We start from the raw sequence: 18,504 nt of genomic DNA on the forward strand, positions 1-18,504 counted from the left end.
ACGTTTGACACCTCCCTGCCCCTCCCAACCCTGCCTGACTCTGACCAAATACGTTGCATGGTTTCATTGCATCCCCCTACCGTCAAAGATGAATGAATACGGTTCACGCAACAAAAAGCGGTGCGGGGACCGCACCCTACCTGCCCCCACCGTCACGACCTAGGACGAGTCTCCCGACATGTCGGGGCGTAACGATACGCCAACCCATACAGAGATCACACGGCAGGAAGCTATACACAATGCGGGAGTTGAAATTTTTTATCTCATGTTCACCCTTGAAGAAAAATAAATTTCACCTATGATTGAGAACCGAAGGGCCGAGAATAAAAGGGGTGTGAGCAAGCCCATGGGAGGTGCCTCTGCCCTGACCATGGCAACGTGCAAATGAGGGCATAACCCATCAATCGGTTGTGCTTATAAAAAATAAGACAGGATTAAGACATGGATAATTTAGATGCTTTTTTGGACAACCTTCAGGATGAAATTTTTGAGGACGCTAAAGAGTCGTTTGGTGAAAAAGGATTTGAGCGTTGGAGGAACCCCCGTTTTCAGGGCAAAATGGAGAACCCCGACGCCTTTGCCTCGTTGACGGGGTCTTGCGGGGACACCATGGAAATCTACCTGAAGTTTTCGGACAACCGGGTTACCGAGGCCTCCTATTTCACCAATGGCTGTGCCTCAAGTTCTCTGTGCGGCTCCTTTGCAGCAGAGCTTGCCATCGGCAAAGACCCGGATGAGCTGGCAAACATTACCGGTGAACGGGTTTTGGAAACAGTCGGGAAATTACCCGATGAAGACACGCATTGCTCGGGCCTTGCAGCCTCGACGCTTCAGGAAGCGCTGTCGTGTTACATGAAAAAAAAAAGGTAAGGGCTTTGGCTCGCACCAATGGCATCGGGGGCTGATAGAGCCCTTGTGCCATGACCATTGCCGTCTCCTGCGGAATTGCATAAAACCAAACGGGACAGCGCGGGGTTCACCGTGCGCACGCCTTTCTCGAAAGCCAATGTGGCTCATTGCCACCAAAAGCGCTGCGGAAGCCGCACCCGACGATTATCCTCACAATGTGAATAATAAGCCCGTCGCATTACGTCCGTAACCAATAGAGCCTCAATACTTACATATAAAAGCAAAAGTATTTTTATTTGCAAGCCCAAGTGATTGTGTCAAGATATCAGAGAGTCTTCAGGGGATGATCAGAAACACCTGGAAGAAATCACCCTGATAGCTGCGCGCTCGTCACCGAAACCGGGTACACACAGCCTCCCCCATGAAAGGAATAGTTGACATGCTGAAACGAATCATCATCGCACTATGTTTTGTCATCATGGCCTCAGCCCCTGCCTTTGCCCTGAGATACGGAAATGACACCATCTCAGTCGGGGATTCAAAGGGATCAGTCCGCATGATTTGCGGAGAACCCGTCTCAAAGGAGATCCTGGGCTACATCGATCGCGTGGAGACCGAAGCCAGCCATGGCTCCACGTCAGAAAAAAGGATCCGGGTGATGAAGATCGAGGAGTGGACCATCAAAACGACAAATTACAACAGCACGTACTATTATAGCCTGGTGTTCGAAGGAAACCGGCTGACAGAAATCAACTCCCTCGGTGAAAAAAGATAACCCTTCCCGAAAACAGCCGCCCTCAAAGTACAAAACGAAGGCTCCCCCGAGTGATTCGATTTACGCGAACATTGAGGGAGCCTTTGCCCATACCCCGAACGGTTCCCCTGCGACCAAAGTCGGTGAGGGAACTGCCCCTGCAGCTCACGAAGAAACGACCATGCACCCAAGATGGAAGAGTACCCCATAGGGTACGAACCGGCTTTTGCGGATATGATCGGGATGGGATATATTGGGCGGTATGAAGATTAAACGAATAAACAAGGCCGACACCTCGGTGTCGTGCCGAAGGCCCCTGTTCATGAGCCGGGTTGCTGCGGGATTCCCGTCTCCGGCGGAAGATTTTGTGGAGGGGTCCCTGGACCTGAACGAATATCTGGTGCGGCACCCGGCCGCCACCTTTTTTGTGCGCGTAACAGGCGACTCCATGATCGGAGCCGGGATTCACCCGGAGGACCTCTTGATCGTGGACCGCTCCCTGGAGCCCACGGATCGGCGTGTGGTCATTGCCGTTTTAAACGGAGAGCTGACAGTAAAGCGCCTTAGGCGTCAGGGGGATCGAATATTCCTTGAGGCGGAAAACGACCGCTATAAGCCCATCGAGGTAACGGAAGCGAACGATTTCAGCGTATGGGGCGTGGTGACCAGCGTGATCCACCCCCTGTAAGAACAAAACGCTCCTGTGTGTCCGATATGCTAAAAACAATCGACTTGCCGATACCTTTCCACCGTTCCGGGGCGTCCGCAAGACCTGTGTGCCATACTTTCTTGTCGCGCCGTAGCCCTTGGACGAAGACGGATTAAAAATCTGGCCACCCGGCAGGCCCGCTATAAGGCAAAATCTCTTGATTAGTGCTTCACCCGCCGGGCCGTCCAGTACCGTTTTCGCCAGTAGGGGTTGTTCAGGCTGGAGACGGTGACGCCTTTGTGGGTGGAGACATGGAGAAAGGTATCGTTGCCCATGTAGATGCCCACGTGGCGAAGGGTGATGCCTGTTTTAAAGAGCACCAGATCACCTACGCGCAGTTCGTTTCTTTTGACCGGCGCGCCTGTTTTGGCAAGGCGGCGGGTGGTTCTCGGGATGGTTACCCCAAAGGTCTCCCGAAAAGTCCGGTGGACAAAACCGGAACAGTCCACCCCGCTTTTGCTGTTGCCCCCCATTCTGTAGGGAGCCCCTTTCCAGTCAGCATACCGGGCGTCGAGCTTTGCCTTAACGCCCGAGGGTTGGGCACGGCCCGCAGGGGGCACGTGAACCATCTTGACGGTTTTTCGTTGCTTCACCATGGGAGCGGTGGCGCACCCCATGAGATTGAACACAATCAAACACACAATCCATTTTTTCATCTATTTCTGCTTTTACCTTTAATGGTCCTGACATGAGCCGAACCGTCTGCCCACTTTTATGGACGGGCTTTGTCATATCCATTTTCTCGTTGCCAGCCTCTGCCTTTCGAAAATGACGTAGTGTGGCATAATGGATAAGACTTACAGGGTGAATACATTGCAATCATGGAGGCACAGCCTCCGTGCAACATTCCCAGGCAGAGCCTGGGAACGAAATAGCATTTCCGAACCTGGTGTCCAGGGAGTGGCAACGCCACACGATAAAAAATATCTCTGAACACCGGAGTTACTCCGGTTAAAGCCAATTAAATTTCAAGCGCTTCCAGACGAATGACACGGGCCTATCCTGCAAAAACGGTGGCTCCATGTCATACATCACGCGAATGCCCCGAAAGTGATGGTATAATGGATGCTTCCATGCATTCGCCATTGGGTTTCCAGGTGCCCCCACCTGGCACCAACACACGAGGTTCCCATGAATAAAAAGCTTCTCCTGCTGGGGGGCGGACATGCCCATCTGGAAACCCTGGTGGCCCTTTCGGCCATTGGCGAGCACGGCCATGAGATCACGGTGGTGGCCCCGAGCCGCCACCACTACTACTCTGGCATGGGTCCCGGCATGCTGGGCGGTACCTTTACGCCGGAAGAGATCCGTTTTGACACCGAAGCGGCGGTGAGAGCCGGCGGGGGCCGGTTTGTTACGGGCCTTGCCGTGGCCATCGATCCGTCTGAAAAAACGGTCCGGCTGGCGTCCGGGGAGCGACTCAGCTACGACGTGCTGTCCGCCAACGTGGGGAGCTTTGTCAAAAGCCCCTTTGAAAAGGCCCCGGACGCAGAGGTTTTTCCTGTAAAGCCCATTGAATCGCTCCTCTCCCTCAGGCAGGCCATCCTGGACCGGTGCCGGGAGACGGCCCTTCACATCTCCGTTGCAGGGGGAGGGCCCTCGTCGGCAGAGGTGGCGGGAAACATCCTCCAACTCATCAAGACGGCCCGGGGAGAGCCCCCCGTCATCACCATCCACGCACGAAGGCGGTTTCTGGAATCGTTTCCGGACACCATCCGCCAGGGGGTAACCGGGCGCCTGAGCAAACGGGGCATCAAACTCATGGAGAACAATGCCGTGGCCCGGGCCGAAAAAAACGCCGTGACCTTGGTCTCCGGCGCTTGCCAACACGCAGACGTCGTCGTGGATGCCACCGGCGTGCGGCCCTCCACCCTCTTTGCCGACTCCGGCCTGCCCACGGGCCCGGACGGCGGCCTGACGGTCAACCGATATCTTCAGTGTACGGACCACCCGGACATCTTCGGCGGCGGGGACTGCATCCACTTCGAGCCCGAGCCCCTGGCCAAGGTGGGGGTCTATGCGGTGCGCCAGAATGCCGTGCTGCGCGACAACCTCCTGGCACGGCTCGAAGGGACTCCCCTCTCCCCCTTTGACCCGAAGGGCAGCTATCTCCTTATCTTCAACCTGGGGGAAAACACGGGCTACCTGCACAAAAATGGATTCACCACGGCCGGTCGCCTCGCCTTCCACATCAAGACCTTCATCGACACCCGATTCATGAAAAAATATCAGCGTTTATTAAGCCGGCCTCCGGCGGGCAGGGTATAAATCCCCTGCACCCCAGGTTCGCACATGCTCTTTCCCTTCGTCCCTCAGGGACATCATGGTTAAAGAAGCCTCCGGCGGGTCGCTTTTTGAAAAAAGCTCCGCAAAAAACTTTCCTAAGAAAATGTCAAAAGTGTTTCGGCAGAGCCTGGAAGGCTTACTCAAGACCTGTTTGTCAAACTTTTTAAAAGTTTGGCCCCCGGCAGGGCCGCCGGAGGCTTTTTTGAGCTGAATAGTTACGATCGACGTTTGTTTGAAAGGCGAATGGGATTTGACCCGGGGAACGAGGGGCAAAGCGCATTCGCAATCTACTTTCAAGGTGGTACACCTTGCCGCCGGAGGCTTGTGTTGATCTGAAGAGTTCCCCCCTGCTCTGCTCAAGCCGTTAACGCCTCGGCCAACCCATGCCCCAGGTCCAGGGCCTTGCTGTTCATTTCCACGTATGCCTCGGGCACCCGCTTTTCAATGACGGCACGAATCGATTCCATGCGCACCACGCCGATGAGTCCCATAAGCGCCCCCAGCATGCAGATATTGAAGGCCACGGGGTCGCCAAGCTCTTCCATGACCGACTGGAACATGGGCAGGCTCACCTGACGGGCGTCGACTTTTTTGCGGGGCGCCACAAACCGCTCGTCGGAGAGGAGCAGGCCCCCCGGCCGGATAATGGGGGTGAATTTGTCGTAGGCCTCCTGGGTCAGGCACACCAGCACATTGGGCTGGGTCACCTTGGGAAAGAGGATGGGAAACTCAGAGATGATGAGATCTCCCCGTGTTGCCCCGCCCCTGGCCTCCGCGCCGTAAGACTGGGACTGAACCGCCACGAGCCCCTCGTGGAGGACGGCTGCCTCGGCAAGGATGATGGCGGCGGTGATGACGCCCTGGCCCCCTGATCCCGAAAACACCATGCGGTATTTTTCCATGGTCACTCCCCCTTCACATGTTCGCGGATCACCGCCTCGTAGGCGTCGCAGTATTCGGTTCGTTCCTCCTCCACAAAAATCCCCCGTTCCAGGATATCGGGATTCTCCCTGGCCTTGGCCGACCCGATGGGGGCGGTGTTTGTCTTAAAGTACTCCAGCATGGCCGAAGCATCTGCCAGCTGGTTTCTCCGGCCGAACTGGGTGGGGCACTGGCTTAAAAACTCCACCACGGAAAACCCCTTGTGCTGGATGGCCTTTTTCAGGATCTGGATCCCCTCCTTGGCGTGGTAGGTTGTGGTGCGAGCCACAAAGGAGGCACCCGCTGCCCGAGCAAGCTCCACCGCGTCAAAGGCGTTGTCGATGTTGCCGTACGGCGCGGTGGTGGCCATGGCGTCCGGGCAGGTCATGGGAGAGTACTGCCCGCCGGTCATGCCGTAGATCCGGTTGTTCATCACAACGGCCGTGATGTCGATGTTCCGCCGGGCTGCGTGGATAAAATGGTTGCCCCCGATGGCCAGGGCGTCCCCGTCCCCCATGGGCACGATGAGGGTAAGCTCCGGCTGGGTGAACTTCACGCCCGTGGCAAAGGCCAGGGCCCTGCCGTGGAGGGTGTGCAGGGAGTGAAAATCCACGTACCCTGAGATCCGCGCCGAGCATCCGATACCGGAGGTGACCACGATGTCGCTCTTGTCCACGGCCAGCTCCTCAATGGCCCGGACCAGACAGTTCAGCACCGTGCCATGGCCGCATCCCGGGCACCACATGTGCGGAAAAAAACGCTCCCGGATATAGTCTCGGGTCCCCATCTACACCCCCTTGCCCTGGATGATCCGCAGGATGTTCTTGATGTTGGTGGGGGAGATCAGCTCCCCGTCGATGCGGTTGGCCAGAAAGACCCGTTCCGGGTTGTCCACGGCCGCCTTCACCGCCTCGGTCACCTGCCCCTTGTTCATCTCCACCACCACGATGTTCGTGGCGTTCCGGCACTTTTCCCGCACAAGAAGCGACGGAAAGGGCCAGATGGATTGCAGCTCCAAATAACCCAGTTTCTCGCCCCGCCTGCGCCGGTTCTCCACGGTGTGGAGGGCCGATCGCGCGGCCGAGCCAAAGGAGAGGAGGATCACCTCCGCGTCCTCCAGGTACGCTTCCTTGTAGCGAGTGATCTCGTGGACGTTGGTTTCGATCTTGTCCACCAGGTGGTTCAAGAGGCTCTCCACCACCTCGGGCTTGCCCGAAGGGAACCCCCACATGTCGTGATAGAGGCCGGTGACGTTGTATCGGTGTACCCCGCCGAAGTCGCTCATGGGCAGCCGCCCGTCCTCCCGGGGCAGGTAGGGGTGATAGTCCACCCCCCGCTTTACCGAGGTGCGGAGCCGATCCACCACAGGCAATACGCCGGGCTCGGGGATCACGAGCTTTTCCCGCATGTGACCAATGACTTCGTCAAAGAGGAGAATAACAGGGGTGCGGTAGGTCTCGGCCATGTTAAAGGCGTGGACGGTCATGGCAAAGACGTCCTGGTGATTGGAAGCGGTAAGGGTGATGATGGCATGGTCGCCGTGGGTGCCCCAGCGTGCCTGGTTGACGTCCCCCTGGGCCACATGGGTGGGGTTTCCCGTGGACGGGCCGCCCCGCTGCACGTTGACAATAACGCAGGGGATCTCGGTCATCACCGCGTAGCCCAGTGCCTCCTGCATCAGGGAAAAACCCGGACCGCTGGTGGCGGTCATCACCTTGTTGCCCGTGAGCGACCCACCGACAATGGCGCACATGGAGGAGATCTCATCCTCCATCTGAATAAATCGCCCCCCGCGCTTCGGCAACCGCCTTGCCAGAAGTTCTGCAATCTCCGTGGAGGGCGTGATGGGGTAGCCCGCAAAAAATCCGACCCCGGCATACAGGGCCCCTTCCACACACGCTTCGTTTCCCTGAACGAACACAACGGTCTCTTCCATATGGGCAGCCTCATTCGGAGCGCAACGGTTAAAGATCCTGAGCGTTTGTCACATCAGCAAATGGTATGGGCGATTCACTTTTCCACGATCACTTCGCTGGCGAGCTCCGGGCACCTCAGCTCACAGAGCCTGCAGCAGGTGCATTTTTCCGGATGGGCCACAACCACCTTGTCAAAGGGGTCTTTTTCCAGGACCTCCTTGGGGCAAAAGTGGATGCAGACCCCGCACCCCTTGCACCAGTCCCGGTTGATAACGATCTCTTTCAATTTCTGTGGCCTCATGGTCGCGCCCTCCTTGCGTTATCCGGTCGCTATGAGTTGCCCTGTCGCGGGAATTACTCCCTGTTTTAGGGGTAGAGGTTTTGCAGAAGATTGTCAAGAAAAAGAGATTTCGGAAGGAACCCACAGATAGCGATCCAGATCCAGACCGCCGTCCGGGCCGAAGACAACACCTTCGGCAGCAAGAAGACCGGCCTGGACATCCCGGGACGAGCCGGTCAGAGAGATCCGCCCCATGCGGTTCACCACACGGTGCCAGGGCAGCCCCTCCGTTTCAGAGCAGCTGTGGAGAATGCGGGATACCTGGCGCGCCCCCCGCGGGTTTCCCGCGGACGCGGCCAGAAGGCCGTAGGTGCACACACGGCCGGAAGGGATGGCGCGGATCAGAAAGATCACGCGCCGGGTAAAAAGAGAGTGGGACACAAAGGCCTCCAAGGACAAAATCGGTTTAAAAAATCGTGCCTCCGGCGTGCAGGGGCTTAAGCCCCTGCACCCCAGGATCGCAAATGCTTCCGGGCTCGTTCCTCGCCCGACGCATTTGCTGACGGGCTGCCCCCGTACGTAAGCGGATCGGCCTGGCTATTTTCTTATAAAATATCCGGGTTAAGCTGTCGGAAACAAATAATCACACAATAGCTCGCCAGAATACCGCTGGGATTTGACCATAGGAACAAAGGAACATGCGCAAACACAATAAGCTTTCGAGGTGCTTTCGCTATAGTGGCTTCGCCACCCTCGCCGCCGAAGGCATGCTTTTTCCAAGTACCTAAACCACTGGGGGCTCGTACAGATGGCAGGCCACGAGGTGCCCTTTCCCCTGGTCCAGGAACTCGGGTTCTGTGGTGCGGCAGATGTCCATCACGTGGGGGCAGCGGGTATGGAACCGGCACCCGGACGGGGGGTGGATGGGAGACGGCACATCGCCCTTAAGGATGATGCGGTTTCCCTGCGCCCCGGGCTCGGGTACGGGGATGGCGGAGATCAGCGCCTGGGTGTAGGGATGCAGGGGCTCGCGGTAGATGGTGTCGGCGTCGGTCTGCTCCACGATCTTGCCCAGGTACATGACGGCCACCTGATCCGACACCAGGCGTACCACGGCCAGATCGTGGGCGATGAACAGGGTGGTGAGCCCCATCTCCTCCTGAAGGTCGAGGAGAAGGTTAATCACCTGGGACTGGATGGAGACGTCCAGGGCCGACACCGGCTCGTCGCAAATCAAAAGGTCCGGGGAAAGGGCGATGGCACGGGCAATGCCGATGCGCTGGCGCTGGCCACCCGAAAACTCATGGGGAAACCGACTCTCCGCAGACCGGGGCAGCCCCACCTGGTCCAGAAGCTCGGCCACACGCTTTCGCCTGGACGGCCCGTCCCCGATGCCGTGGATCACCAGAGGTTCCTGGATGATCTCCCCCACGCTGTGGCGGCTGTTGAGGGACTCGAACGGGTCCTGAAACACCATCTGGATCCGACGCCTGAAAGGTTTCAGTTCTTTTTCGGTGAGGGTGGTGAGATCCGTGCCGTCAAAACGCACGCTGCCGGAGGTGGCCTCGTACAAAGCCGCCAGGGTGCGCCCCAGGGTGCTCTTGCCGCACCCGGACTCCCCCACCAGCCCCAGGGTCTCGCCCGGGGCCACGGAAAAGGAGACCCCGTCAACGGCGTGGACATTCCCCACCTTGCGCTTGAAGACGCCCCCCGTCACCGGAAAGTATTTCACCAGATCCTTCACCGTCAACATGCCGTGCCGCTCCTTCCAATCATTGCAACGTGTCCAAAAAGAGTAAAATACCTGCCTCCGGCGGCCAAGGGCTGAGCCCTTGGAACCCTGGATCGCAAATGCTCCGGGGCTCGTTCCTCGCCCTGCGCATTTGCTGACGGGCTTCGCCCGTGTTGGGTACCAGCGTTAAGGGGCGAGGCCCTTGTATCGGGGTACCTTTCGCTCCCAGGCAGAGCCTGGGAGCGAGAAGAAGAATAAAACCTGGCACCTGTTTATGTGACATCCTGTAGGGTGTGCTTGCGCACCATTTGTTTGGAAAACCGCCATCTTTTGCTATGTCTATACGGCGTGACGGTAACCTGCACAGATAGTTTTATGACCGTTACGATTCTTCGGCGGTGCGCAAGCGCACCCTGCCTCCCCGGTAACGCGTCCCCCACATAAAAAGACGATTGCGCACCCTTTACATTTTACACAACCCGTCTGTCTCACTTTTCAAAAGCTTGGCCCCCGGCAGGGTCGCCGAAGGCAGGCTTTTGGCAACGACCTTGACCGTTGGGTCGAATCAAGCCCCTTGGTGGTCGTACAGGTGGCAGGCCACCTCATGGCCCTGGCCCACCACCAGGTCGGACGGCACCTCGGCTGCGCATCGTTCCATGACGTGGGGGCAGCGGTTCCTGAACCGGCAGCCCGAAGGCAGCTCCATAAGCCCGGGCACCTGGCCGGTGATGGTCTCCAAGCGGGTTTTGCGCGGAGAATCGAGCCGGGGCATGGAGGCGAGGAGCCCTTTGGTGTAGGGGTGCCTGGGGTCGGAAAAAAGGATCTTTACCGTGGCCCGTTCCACCACCTTGCCCGCATACATCACCACCACGTCATCACACTGCTCGGCAATGACGCCCAGGTCGTGGGTAATAAAGATCACGGACATGCCCATGGAGGTACGGATATCCCGAATCAGGTCAAGGATCTGGGCCTGCACCGTGACATCCAGGGCGGTGGTGGGCTCATCGGCAATGAGGATGGAGGGCGACAGGGCCAGGGCCATGGCGATCATCACCCGCTGACGCATCCCGCCGGAGAGCTGGTGGGGATAGGCGGACAGGCGGCTCTCGGCATCGGGAATGCCCACGGCGGAAAGAAGGCGCACCACCTCGGCCTGCAACTCTTTTTTTCCCATCTCGGGCCGATGAATGCGCAGGGGCTCGGAGACCTGTTTGAAGAGGGTATGCACCGGGTTCAAGGCAGCCATGGGTTCCTGAAAGACCATGGCCACGGAAGCGCCCCTCACCGTCTGCATGGCATCGGCGGAGAGGCCCAGAAGGTCGGTGCCGTCCAGCACCACCTCCCCTTCTTCGATGCGGGCCATGGGCCGCGGCAGCAGGCGCATGACCGAAAGGGCCGTCACGCTCTTGCCGCAGCCGGATTCCCCCACGATCCCCAGGGTACGCCCGCGGTTCAGCTCAAAACCCACCTTGTCCACGGCCCTGACCACACCGGCCTCGGTGTCAAAGGCCACGGTAAGCCCCCGCACCGAGAGGATGGGGTCGTCCGCCTGCCGAAGATCGTCTGCCATGCTTATCCTTTCGGCTTGAAGGTCTCGTCGATGATGGTCACCGGCTCAAAGGCCTTTTTCTTTTTCATGGCCTTTTTGGTCTCCTCGTGACGCGCCTTGTCGTACCAGAGCACGCTGTCGCCAAAGGGGTCGAAGAGGTCACTGGAGTGCTTGGTGCCTGGGGGCTCGGGCAGCCGCCACCAGCGCCAGTATGCCTGCCTGAAATAGGGCACCATCATGGTGGGCACAAAGTTGGCCTGGTCGTGAAGCATGCGCTGGATTTTACGGGAGAGGACTTTTCGCTCTTCTTCGTCCAGGGAGTTGTGGTAGCGGTCGATGTATTTGTCCAGCTCTTTGTTGTCCGTATTGGTGATGTTGTTGGTCTGGGGCTTGTGGGCGTTGTCCGAGTGGTAGGTCTGCCAGTACCTCGGGTGGAAGCTGGTGGACCAGGCCATCATGGCCACGTCGTGCCGCTTCTCCAGGAATTTTTTGAAGGCCGCGGAATTGTCCAGCTTCTGAATGCGGATCTCCACTCCGGCCTTTTTGGCCTCTTCCTTGAGCACCACAAGCCGCTCGGTGATCTCATCAAAAGAGTAGCTCACTTCCACGGAGAACCGTTTGCCCTCTTTCTCCCAGATGCCATCGCCTCCCCGGGTCCACCCCGAGGCGGTCATGTACTCGGCCACCTTGTCGATGTCGTAGGGACGCGCTTCAATGGTCTCGTCCGTGTACTCTCCGTACCCCTGGTAGGCCTGCTTCAGACGGAAATAGTCGCCCCGGAGCACTTTATTGATCACCTTGTCCACGTTCATGGCATAGGCAAAAGCCAGGCGCACGTTGCGGTCTTTGAAAATCTCCCGGTCCTCGTTAAGGTAAAAACCCTGGGGCGGACGCCTGGTGTCGTTGAAAAACCAGATCCGCTCCACATACCCTTTGTCCACCACCTCGGTAGCGCTCTTGCGGTACCAGTACTTGGGATAGGTGATGCGGAAGGTGTCGAAACGCCCTTTGCGGAAATACTCCCATTGGGTGTTGAAGTCCCGGACCACGCGGAAAATCACCTTGTTCACGTTGTACCGGCCCTTGTTGTAGTGAAGGTCCTTGGCCCACCAGTCCTTTTTCCGGGTAAAGACCACCTCTTTTCCCTTTTTAAAGGAACTGATCTGGTAAGGACCGGTGTTGGGAACGATCTTCCAGTTGTACCGCCCAACGAAATCTTTTCCGATCTTGCCGTAGTAGTGGCGCGGGGTGGGTGAAATGGTGAGCTTCAAGTGCAGATCCGGCTCCGCCCTGGTGCTCACCACCGCCAGGGTGTGGTCGTCGTAGACGATGACCTTTTCGATCTCCTCGGTGTAATACCGGTTGTACCAGGGTGCCACGATATCCTTGGAACGCATGAACTCCATGGTATAGGCAAAATCCCCGGCTGTCACCGGCACCCCGTCGGACCAGCGCGCCCTGGGGTCGAGCTTGAAGTACATGGTCTTCTTGTCATCCCCGAAGGCCCAGTGGGTGGCCAGGGCCGGAATGATCCGCTCGGTGTTGGGATGAAGCGCCACCAGGCTCATCTGGTTGGCCCCGATGTTGCTCCGGAAGCTGCCGTTGGAGTCCGGCCCCACGGTGCGGAAGGTCAAAGGGTAGCTGGCAATGGCGCTTCGAAACACCCCGCCCTTGACCGCATGGGGGGAGGCAAAGACCGGGTCCTCATGGTTGGTCAGCCACGTTATCCCTTCGGGCAGGGTTTCGCCTGCCACGCAGGTCCCCCCCCACACCAAAAAAGCCAAAGTCAAAACGATGAACCGAGCCATCACCTGTTGTCGCATTCTGTTCTCCTGATAAAAATAAAAACCTCCGGGCTCGCCCACACGCCGCCCGCCCCCTTTCGCCTTTCGCCCTTAGCCTCCCCTATTCCCCCGTTTTTCCTATCACCCGTTTTTCCTATCACCTGTTTTCCCTATAACCAGCGTGCCCCCTCACCCTCGGCACAATCACACCATTCACCACCAACTATTCACCATTCACTACTGACTACTCACCATTCACTATTCATAATACGTATACATCTTCGGATCAAACGCCTCCCTCACCGCCTCTCCCACAAAGGTGACGGTGGTGAGCACCAGGGTCAAGGCCACGATGACCGCCCCGGCAATCCACCAGGCATCCATGTTGGCCCATCCCTGATTGAGCAGCTCTCCCCAGCTCGGGGTGGGCGCGGGCAAGCCGAAGCCCAGGTAATCCAGGGAGGTCAGGGCAACGATCCCTCCAGACACGGAAAACGGGGCATAGGTCACCACCACGGCCAGGGTGTTGGGCAGGATGTGACGAAAAATAATCCGGCTCCGGGAGGCGCCCATGGCCCGGGCGGCCAGGACGTACTCGCGTTCCCGTTCCCGATAGGTCATGGTGCGCATCACCCAGGTCATGCCCATCCAGCTGAACAGGGCCATGAGGATGATGAGGGTCCAGAAGCCCGGGGTCATCACCGAGGCGATGATGATCACCACGTACAAAAAGGGCACGTTGGACCAGATCTCAATGAGCCGCTGGACAAAAAGGTCAAAGCGCCCCCCCAGGTACCCCATGAGGCAGCCCACCCCCACCCCCACCCCGTAGGTCACCAGCAGAAGCCCCAGGGCAAAGAAGATGGCCGTGCGGAACCCGTAGATCAGGCGGGCCAGCACATCGCGGCCCACGGTGTCCGTTCCCAGGAGATGCCGTCCTTCTATGGACGGGGCAAAGGGCGGGTAATCCCCCTCCTTGAGGTCGGTCTCCAGGGGGTTCCAGGGAATGGGGGGCATGATCACCCACCCCGTCCCTTCGTCTTCAAGATGCACTTTCAGCTTCCGGTAGTTGGTCTCGTAACTGTAATCCAGGCCGAAGTCGGTACCCGGCACCATGGTCCCGTAGGTGGGAAACACAAGGCTCCCGTTATAGCTCACCACCAGGGCCCGGCTGTTAACCCACAATTCGGCCCCCACGGCCAGCACCAGAAGGATCATCAGGATCACAAAAGACCAGAATCCGCGCTTAATGGAGCGGAATCGTTTGAGCTTTCGTATGGTCAGGGGATTAAGCGCCATCATTCGAAGGTCACCCTTGGGTCGGTTAAGGCCACGCAGATATCCGACAGGATATTGCCGATGAGAAAAAGCAGGGAGGAGATCACCAGCACCCCCAGCACCACGGGATAGTCCCGCTCCACCACGGATTCGTAACCGAGGAGGCCCATGCCGTCAATGTTGAACACCTTTTCAATTAAAAAGGAACCGGTAAGGATCAGGGAAATGTTGCTGCCGAAACTGGTGGCAAGGGGAATGAGGCTGTTACGGAGCGCGTGGCGGAACACCGCCTTGCGAAAGGGAAGGCCCTTGGCCACAGCCGTGCGCATGTAGTCGGCGGCCAGGTTGTCCATGAGGGTGTTTTTCATGAGCATGGTCATGACGGCAAAGGAGCCCGCAACATAGGAGATCACCGGCAGCACCGTGTGCCACACCACGTCCTTCACTTTTCCCCAGCCATCCAGCTCATCGTAAAAATCCCCCACAAAGCCCCCCAAGGGAAAAAACTCCCAGCGCGCAGCAAAAAGAAGAAGGAGCAGCACCCCGATGACCCACCCGGGAATGGCGTAGCCCGTAAAGACGAGAAGGGAGGAGATGTTGTCGAACCGGCTGTTGTGGCGCACGGCCTTGGCCACCCCCAGAGGGATGCACACCCCGTACACCAGCACCAGGGAAATGAGCCCGAAGTAAAGGGAAATGGGGAGCCGGTCCAGAATCATGGAGAGCACCGGGTCGTAATACCGCGTGGAGGTCCCCAGATCCCCGGTCACCACCTTGCCCAGCCAGGAGGCATAACTCTGGAGCAGGGGCTTGTCGAACCCGTAGTACCGCTTGAGTTCTTCAATCTGGTCCTCGGACAGGGGCTGGCTCTGATCCCCTGTGACCATGCCCGTCTGCTGGGCCCGCGCCTCGGCGATCATCCGCTCCACGGGCCCCCCCGGCACAAACCGGGTCACGGCAAACACCATCACCGTGATGCCCAGAAAGGTGGGAATCACCAACAACAATCGCCTGATAAAGTATGCTTTCATCGATGCCTTTTATTGAAAAATTGCCTCCGGCGGCGAGGGGTGCCACCTCGAAAGCGGATTGCAAATGCTCCGAGCCCTCGTTCCTCGGCCACGTCACATTCGCCGACAGGCTGCGCCTGTAAACCAAAACGGGTGGTATGGCTGACGTCGCCACGACCTATAATCTTCTGGAGCGCCGCACTCCCGTGCGGCGTTTTGTCTTCCCGACAGGGCCACACAGATGCAAAAACAGAACATAGTCCCTGTTTACGAGCGTCATACGGCCCCCTCGGCCCCCAAAATCCCCACCCCGAACTTACCAGAGAAGCTCCACCTCGCCCCACACCTTGATATCCAGCCGGTCGTCGGTGCGGCATTCGCCGTCGAGCATCCAGCGGACGGGACCGTTTTCCGAGCGGATGGTCACCTGCTCGGCCGGGGCGGAGTAGTGCATGGCATCATGGGGAATGTCGCGGCCGGTCCAGAGCCTGGGAATCTGCCCCACGATCTGCATGGGGGAAAGGGAGCAGGCCATGAAGTGAAAGGCGCCCTTGCGCTCATACGCCCTGGGGGTTGCCCTGCAGCCCATGCTGATGTCCTCCACGGTGCACCCCAGGATGATGCTGAACTCCGTCTCGGGCAGGGGCTCTCCATCCACCTCCACGATAAGGGGCTCGGGCTTGAACATCTCTTTGGCGTAGCCGGTACCGGCAAGGGTGCTGCCTGCAATCTGGAATCCCATCTTCACCGCCTGCACCGGCCCCTGGCTCGGGGCGTCGTAATAGGCATCCAGGAACCTCACCACCACGGCAGCCCCGGACATAAATCCCAGGTGGCCGTTGGCACAGAGTACCTGATTCTTCATGCGGGTCAGGGGGCCCTGGTCTTTGAGCCCTTTGACCACCTTGCTCAAAATGGACTCAGGCGTCCCCTTGATGCCCAGGCCGCCCGCCACGGTGTTCATGGTGCCGCCCCGCATCACCACAAAGGAAGGCAGGGGGTGCTCCTTATAGATGTCTGCAAAAATGGTCATGGCCATTTGAAGCGAGCCGTCGCCTCCGTTGACCCCCACCACTTTGCACCCTGTCTCCAGGCAGTGCCTGGCCACATCATGGACCGCATCCACGGATCGGGTCTGGTGAAGGGTGCCGACCCCCTCCAGAATCTTTGCCAGACGCTCGGCACGCTCGGGTCGTTTTCGGTTCTGCTTGGCGTTGGGATTATGAATGACTGAAATCACGGGTCTCATTTCCTAAAATTGCATTTAAGGTATAAAAAAAATCGCAATACACGGCTTGATATGAGGGGTACCTCTGCCCGCGACAAAGGGATGTCGCGTCACGACGCGATGCGTGCGGGCTGTCGGGAATGCTTGCTCCGGGATGCCAGAAGGGAGGGTGCAAGTCTCCTGATTCTTATCAGAACTTTCGGCCCCGTGCCCAGATCTTTTTTTTCTGAACCCCGTTCCACCCCACTTTGCACCTCATCAACCGCACTTTTCTTTTACACGGTTAATCGCATATAATCATTAAATAATTTGTAACAAATTTTGTTTTTTCCCTTGACTATTCGACCAAAAATTGTAGTCTTACAAAAGTAAAGTGGATGTAATGTGCATCAAACACCCAAAGGCTTGGCATGAGCGCATTCAGAGGCACCTCGAATCACACACTGGACCCCAAAGGGAGACTCATCATCCCTTCGCGGTTCCGATCCGTCATCAAGGCGGGACGGGAGGAGTGCGTGATGGTGACAAAACTGGACGGAGCCCTCTACGCCTACACCATGGAAGAGTGGGATATCTTTGAGACCAAGCTGCGCAAAGCCATGGGCAAGCACATGAACAAGATCCGGCGTTTTATCATCGGCAGCGCCCAGGCGTGCCCCCTGGACAAGCAGGGGCGCATACAGATACCCAAAGACCTCCGGGATTATGCCGACATCCGGCCCGAAGGAGAGGTCACCCTCGTGGGCCTGGTGGAACGCTTCGAGATCTGGCAATCAGACAAACTGAAAGACGAGCAGGACGCCATCGAAGAACTGCTCCAAACCGACGAAGCTCGTGACGAGCTGACGGAACTGGGACTTTAGATCCAAATGGATTTCAAACATATATCCGCCATGCCCCGAGAGGTCATGACCGCCCTTGATCCCAAACAGGGCGGCACCTTTGTGGACGGTACCCTGGGCGGGGGGGGCCACTCGGCGCTGATCATCGATCGCATCATGCCGGGGGGCCGGTTCATCGGGATCGATCAGGACATGGACGCCATACAAAACGCCCGGAAACGATTCTCCGACCACGGTGAGAGCGTCACCCTTGTCCACGACAACTTTGCCAACATTGCCGCCATCCTCAAGGACCTCGGCGTAAGCGGCGTGGACGGGATTCTGGTGGACATCGGGCTCTCGCAGCACCAGCTTGAAGGCAGCGGCCGAGGATTCAGCTTCATGCGGGACGAGCCCCTGGACATGCGCATGGACGCCCGGGGCGACACCACCGCCGAAGACCTTGTCAACACGCTCCCGGAAAAGGAGCTGGCAGATATCATCTTCAAATACGGGGAAGAGCGTTTCTCCCGGGGCATTGCCAGGGCCATCGTTAAAAAGCGCCAGGCATCGCCCATCACGACCACGGCGGAACTTGCCGACATCATCCGCTACGCCATGCCGGCCAAGGCGGTGGCCAAGCAGAAGATCCATCCGGCCACCCGGAGTTTCCAGGCCATCCGCATCGCCGTCAACCGCGAGCTGGATCGGCTGGAGCGGTTCATGGATGATTTTCTGGGGCTCCTCAACCCCGGCGGCAGGCTGTGCGTTCTCTCCTTTCACTCCCTGGAGGACCGCATCGTCAAGCAGAAGATGAAGGAGCTGGCCACCGGATGCACCTGCCCGAAACAGTTCCCCATCTGCACCTGTGGAAACGAGCCGAAGGTCAAGCTCCTCACCCGCAAGGCCGTTCGACCCGCCGACGACGAGGTGGCGGAAAATCCCATGGCACGCAGCACACGCCTCAGGGCCTGTGAAAAATTGTAACGTTGGGGCAGGATGCTGTACTTGACCGCCCCTGAGCGCACGTTGCCGGACCCCGGCCTCACCCTCTGACGGACCTGTCCCATGAGCCGAAAAAAGTCCTTGATCTCCCCGGCCATGCAACTGGCCGTCCTGCTGTTTCTTGCGGTGCTGCTGGTGGAAGGGTTCACCTACACCTGGGTACGAAGCAGGTGTCACCTGACCAACCGCTCCATCGCCTCGGAGACGATCCTGAACCAGAAGCTGGTCAAGACCCGAAAACGTCTCAAGGTCGAGCTGGCACACCTGAAATCACCCCGGCAGATCACGGGCAGGGCCCGGACAGAACTCGGTCTGAAGCGGCCCACCCAGGACCAGATCCTCCGGCTGAAAAGCCCGCAGTAGGCCGTCGGAACCAGCA

The 18,504-nt window shown here is 58.3% G+C and carries 20 protein-coding genes; 8 read left to right on the forward strand and 12 right to left on the reverse strand.

The window, feature by feature from the left end:
• The first annotated feature begins 441 nt into the window (after positions 1-441).
• The 3 genes from MSL71_RS00220 to MSL71_RS00230 all read left to right on the forward strand — a co-directional run bounded on the left by MSL71_RS00220 (position 442) and on the right by MSL71_RS00230 (position 2,291).
• On the forward strand, positions 442-870 hold the full coding sequence (locus MSL71_RS00220; RefSeq protein ID WP_180136679.1) for an iron-sulfur cluster assembly scaffold protein: 429 nt from the start codon (positions 442-444) through the stop codon (positions 868-870).
• Between the two features lie 418 nt (positions 871-1,288).
• Positions 1,289-1,624, forward strand: a complete 336-nt coding sequence (locus MSL71_RS00225; RefSeq protein WP_180136680.1) for a DUF2845 domain-containing protein — start codon at positions 1,289-1,291, stop codon at positions 1,622-1,624.
• A 241-nt stretch (positions 1,625-1,865) separates the two neighbouring features.
• Positions 1,866-2,291: a LexA family protein gene (locus MSL71_RS00230; protein WP_180136681.1), complete on the forward strand. Its 426-nt coding sequence runs from the start codon at positions 1,866-1,868 to the stop codon at positions 2,289-2,291.
• A gap of 182 nt (positions 2,292-2,473) precedes the next feature.
• Here MSL71_RS00230 and MSL71_RS00235 read toward each other — a convergent pair whose 3' ends face one another.
• Positions 2,474-2,968 carry an NlpC/P60 family protein gene (locus tag MSL71_RS00235; RefSeq protein WP_180136682.1) on the reverse strand — a complete coding sequence of 165 codons (495 nt, stop codon included), beginning with the start codon at positions 2,966-2,968 and terminating at the stop codon, positions 2,474-2,476.
• A 475-nt stretch (positions 2,969-3,443) separates the two neighbouring features.
• Between MSL71_RS00235 and MSL71_RS00240 the strand changes: the two genes are divergently transcribed.
• The gene (locus tag MSL71_RS00240) at positions 3,444-4,580 is read left to right on the forward strand and encodes an NAD(P)/FAD-dependent oxidoreductase (RefSeq protein ID WP_180136683.1); all 1,137 of its coding nucleotides are present in this window, start codon (positions 3,444-3,446) and stop codon (positions 4,578-4,580) included.
• Positions 4,581-4,635: 55 nt separating this feature from the next.
• Positions 4,636-4,809 carry a hypothetical protein gene (locus MSL71_RS00245; protein WP_180136684.1) on the forward strand — a complete coding sequence of 58 codons (174 nt, stop codon included), beginning with the start codon at positions 4,636-4,638 and terminating at the stop codon, positions 4,807-4,809.
• A 145-nt stretch (positions 4,810-4,954) separates the two neighbouring features.
• On the opposite strand, the gene MSL71_RS00250 is transcribed toward MSL71_RS00245, so the two are convergent.
• The 11 genes from MSL71_RS00250 to MSL71_RS00300 form a co-directional block, all read right to left on the reverse strand.
• On the reverse strand, positions 4,955-5,500 hold the full coding sequence (locus MSL71_RS00250; RefSeq protein ID WP_180136685.1) for a 2-oxoacid:acceptor oxidoreductase family protein: 546 nt from the start codon (positions 5,498-5,500) through the stop codon (positions 4,955-4,957).
• A gap of 2 nt (positions 5,501-5,502) precedes the next feature.
• A complete protein-coding gene (locus MSL71_RS00255; RefSeq protein WP_180136686.1) occupies positions 5,503-6,306 on the reverse strand; it encodes a 2-oxoacid:ferredoxin oxidoreductase subunit beta in 804 nt (267 codons plus the stop codon).
• Positions 6,307-7,455, reverse strand: coding sequence for a 2-oxoacid:acceptor oxidoreductase subunit alpha (locus tag MSL71_RS00260; RefSeq protein ID WP_180136687.1), 1,149 nt, complete (start codon positions 7,453-7,455; stop codon positions 6,307-6,309).
• Between the two features lie 74 nt (positions 7,456-7,529).
• Positions 7,530-7,736 carry a 4Fe-4S dicluster domain-containing protein gene (locus MSL71_RS00265; RefSeq protein ID WP_180136688.1) on the reverse strand — a complete coding sequence of 69 codons (207 nt, stop codon included), beginning with the start codon at positions 7,734-7,736 and terminating at the stop codon, positions 7,530-7,532.
• 93 nt (positions 7,737-7,829) lie between these two features.
• Positions 7,830-8,156 (reverse strand): MGMT family protein, encoded by a 327-nt coding sequence (locus MSL71_RS00270; protein ID WP_180136689.1) that lies wholly within the window; start codon positions 8,154-8,156, stop codon positions 7,830-7,832.
• A 343-nt stretch (positions 8,157-8,499) separates the two neighbouring features.
• A complete protein-coding gene (locus MSL71_RS00275; protein WP_281374438.1) occupies positions 8,500-9,561 on the reverse strand; it encodes an ABC transporter ATP-binding protein in 1,062 nt (353 codons plus the stop codon).
• A gap of 451 nt (positions 9,562-10,012) precedes the next feature.
• Positions 10,013-11,020 (reverse strand): ABC transporter ATP-binding protein, encoded by a 1,008-nt coding sequence (locus MSL71_RS00280; RefSeq protein WP_180136691.1) that lies wholly within the window; start codon positions 11,018-11,020, stop codon positions 10,013-10,015.
• Positions 11,021-11,022: 2 nt separating this feature from the next.
• The gene (locus MSL71_RS00285; RefSeq protein WP_180136692.1) at positions 11,023-12,822 is read right to left on the reverse strand and encodes an extracellular solute-binding protein; all 1,800 of its coding nucleotides are present in this window, start codon (positions 12,820-12,822) and stop codon (positions 11,023-11,025) included.
• Between the two features lie 219 nt (positions 12,823-13,041).
• The gene (locus MSL71_RS00290) at positions 13,042-14,085 is read right to left on the reverse strand and encodes an ABC transporter permease (RefSeq protein WP_218950909.1); all 1,044 of its coding nucleotides are present in this window, start codon (positions 14,083-14,085) and stop codon (positions 13,042-13,044) included.
• A complete protein-coding gene (locus tag MSL71_RS00295; protein ID WP_180136693.1) occupies positions 14,082-15,092 on the reverse strand; it encodes an ABC transporter permease subunit in 1,011 nt (336 codons plus the stop codon). The genes MSL71_RS00290 and MSL71_RS00295 overlap by 4 nt, the downstream gene beginning before the upstream one ends.
• Before the next feature lie 295 nt (positions 15,093-15,387).
• Positions 15,388-16,311 carry a diacylglycerol/lipid kinase family protein gene (locus MSL71_RS00300; RefSeq protein WP_180136694.1) on the reverse strand — a complete coding sequence of 308 codons (924 nt, stop codon included), beginning with the start codon at positions 16,309-16,311 and terminating at the stop codon, positions 15,388-15,390.
• 398 nt (positions 16,312-16,709) lie between these two features.
• Between MSL71_RS00300 and mraZ the strand changes: the two genes are divergently transcribed.
• From mraZ to MSL71_RS00315, 3 genes are all read left to right on the forward strand, one after another.
• Positions 16,710-17,162 carry a division/cell wall cluster transcriptional repressor MraZ gene (gene mraZ, locus MSL71_RS00305; protein WP_180136695.1) on the forward strand — a complete coding sequence of 151 codons (453 nt, stop codon included), beginning with the start codon at positions 16,710-16,712 and terminating at the stop codon, positions 17,160-17,162.
• A 6-nt stretch (positions 17,163-17,168) separates the two neighbouring features.
• Positions 17,169-18,107, forward strand: a complete 939-nt coding sequence (rsmH, locus tag MSL71_RS00310; protein WP_180136696.1) for a 16S rRNA (cytosine(1402)-N(4))-methyltransferase RsmH — start codon at positions 17,169-17,171, stop codon at positions 18,105-18,107.
• Between the two features lie 81 nt (positions 18,108-18,188).
• Positions 18,189-18,488: a cell division protein FtsL gene (locus MSL71_RS00315; protein ID WP_180136697.1), complete on the forward strand. Its 300-nt coding sequence runs from the start codon at positions 18,189-18,191 to the stop codon at positions 18,486-18,488.
• Positions 18,489-18,504: the final 16 nt, after the last annotated feature.

It is taken from the genome of Desulfoluna butyratoxydans (genome assembly GCF_900699765.1).
Classification (GTDB): domain Bacteria; phylum Desulfobacterota; class Desulfobacteria; order Desulfobacterales; family Desulfolunaceae; genus Desulfoluna; species Desulfoluna butyratoxydans.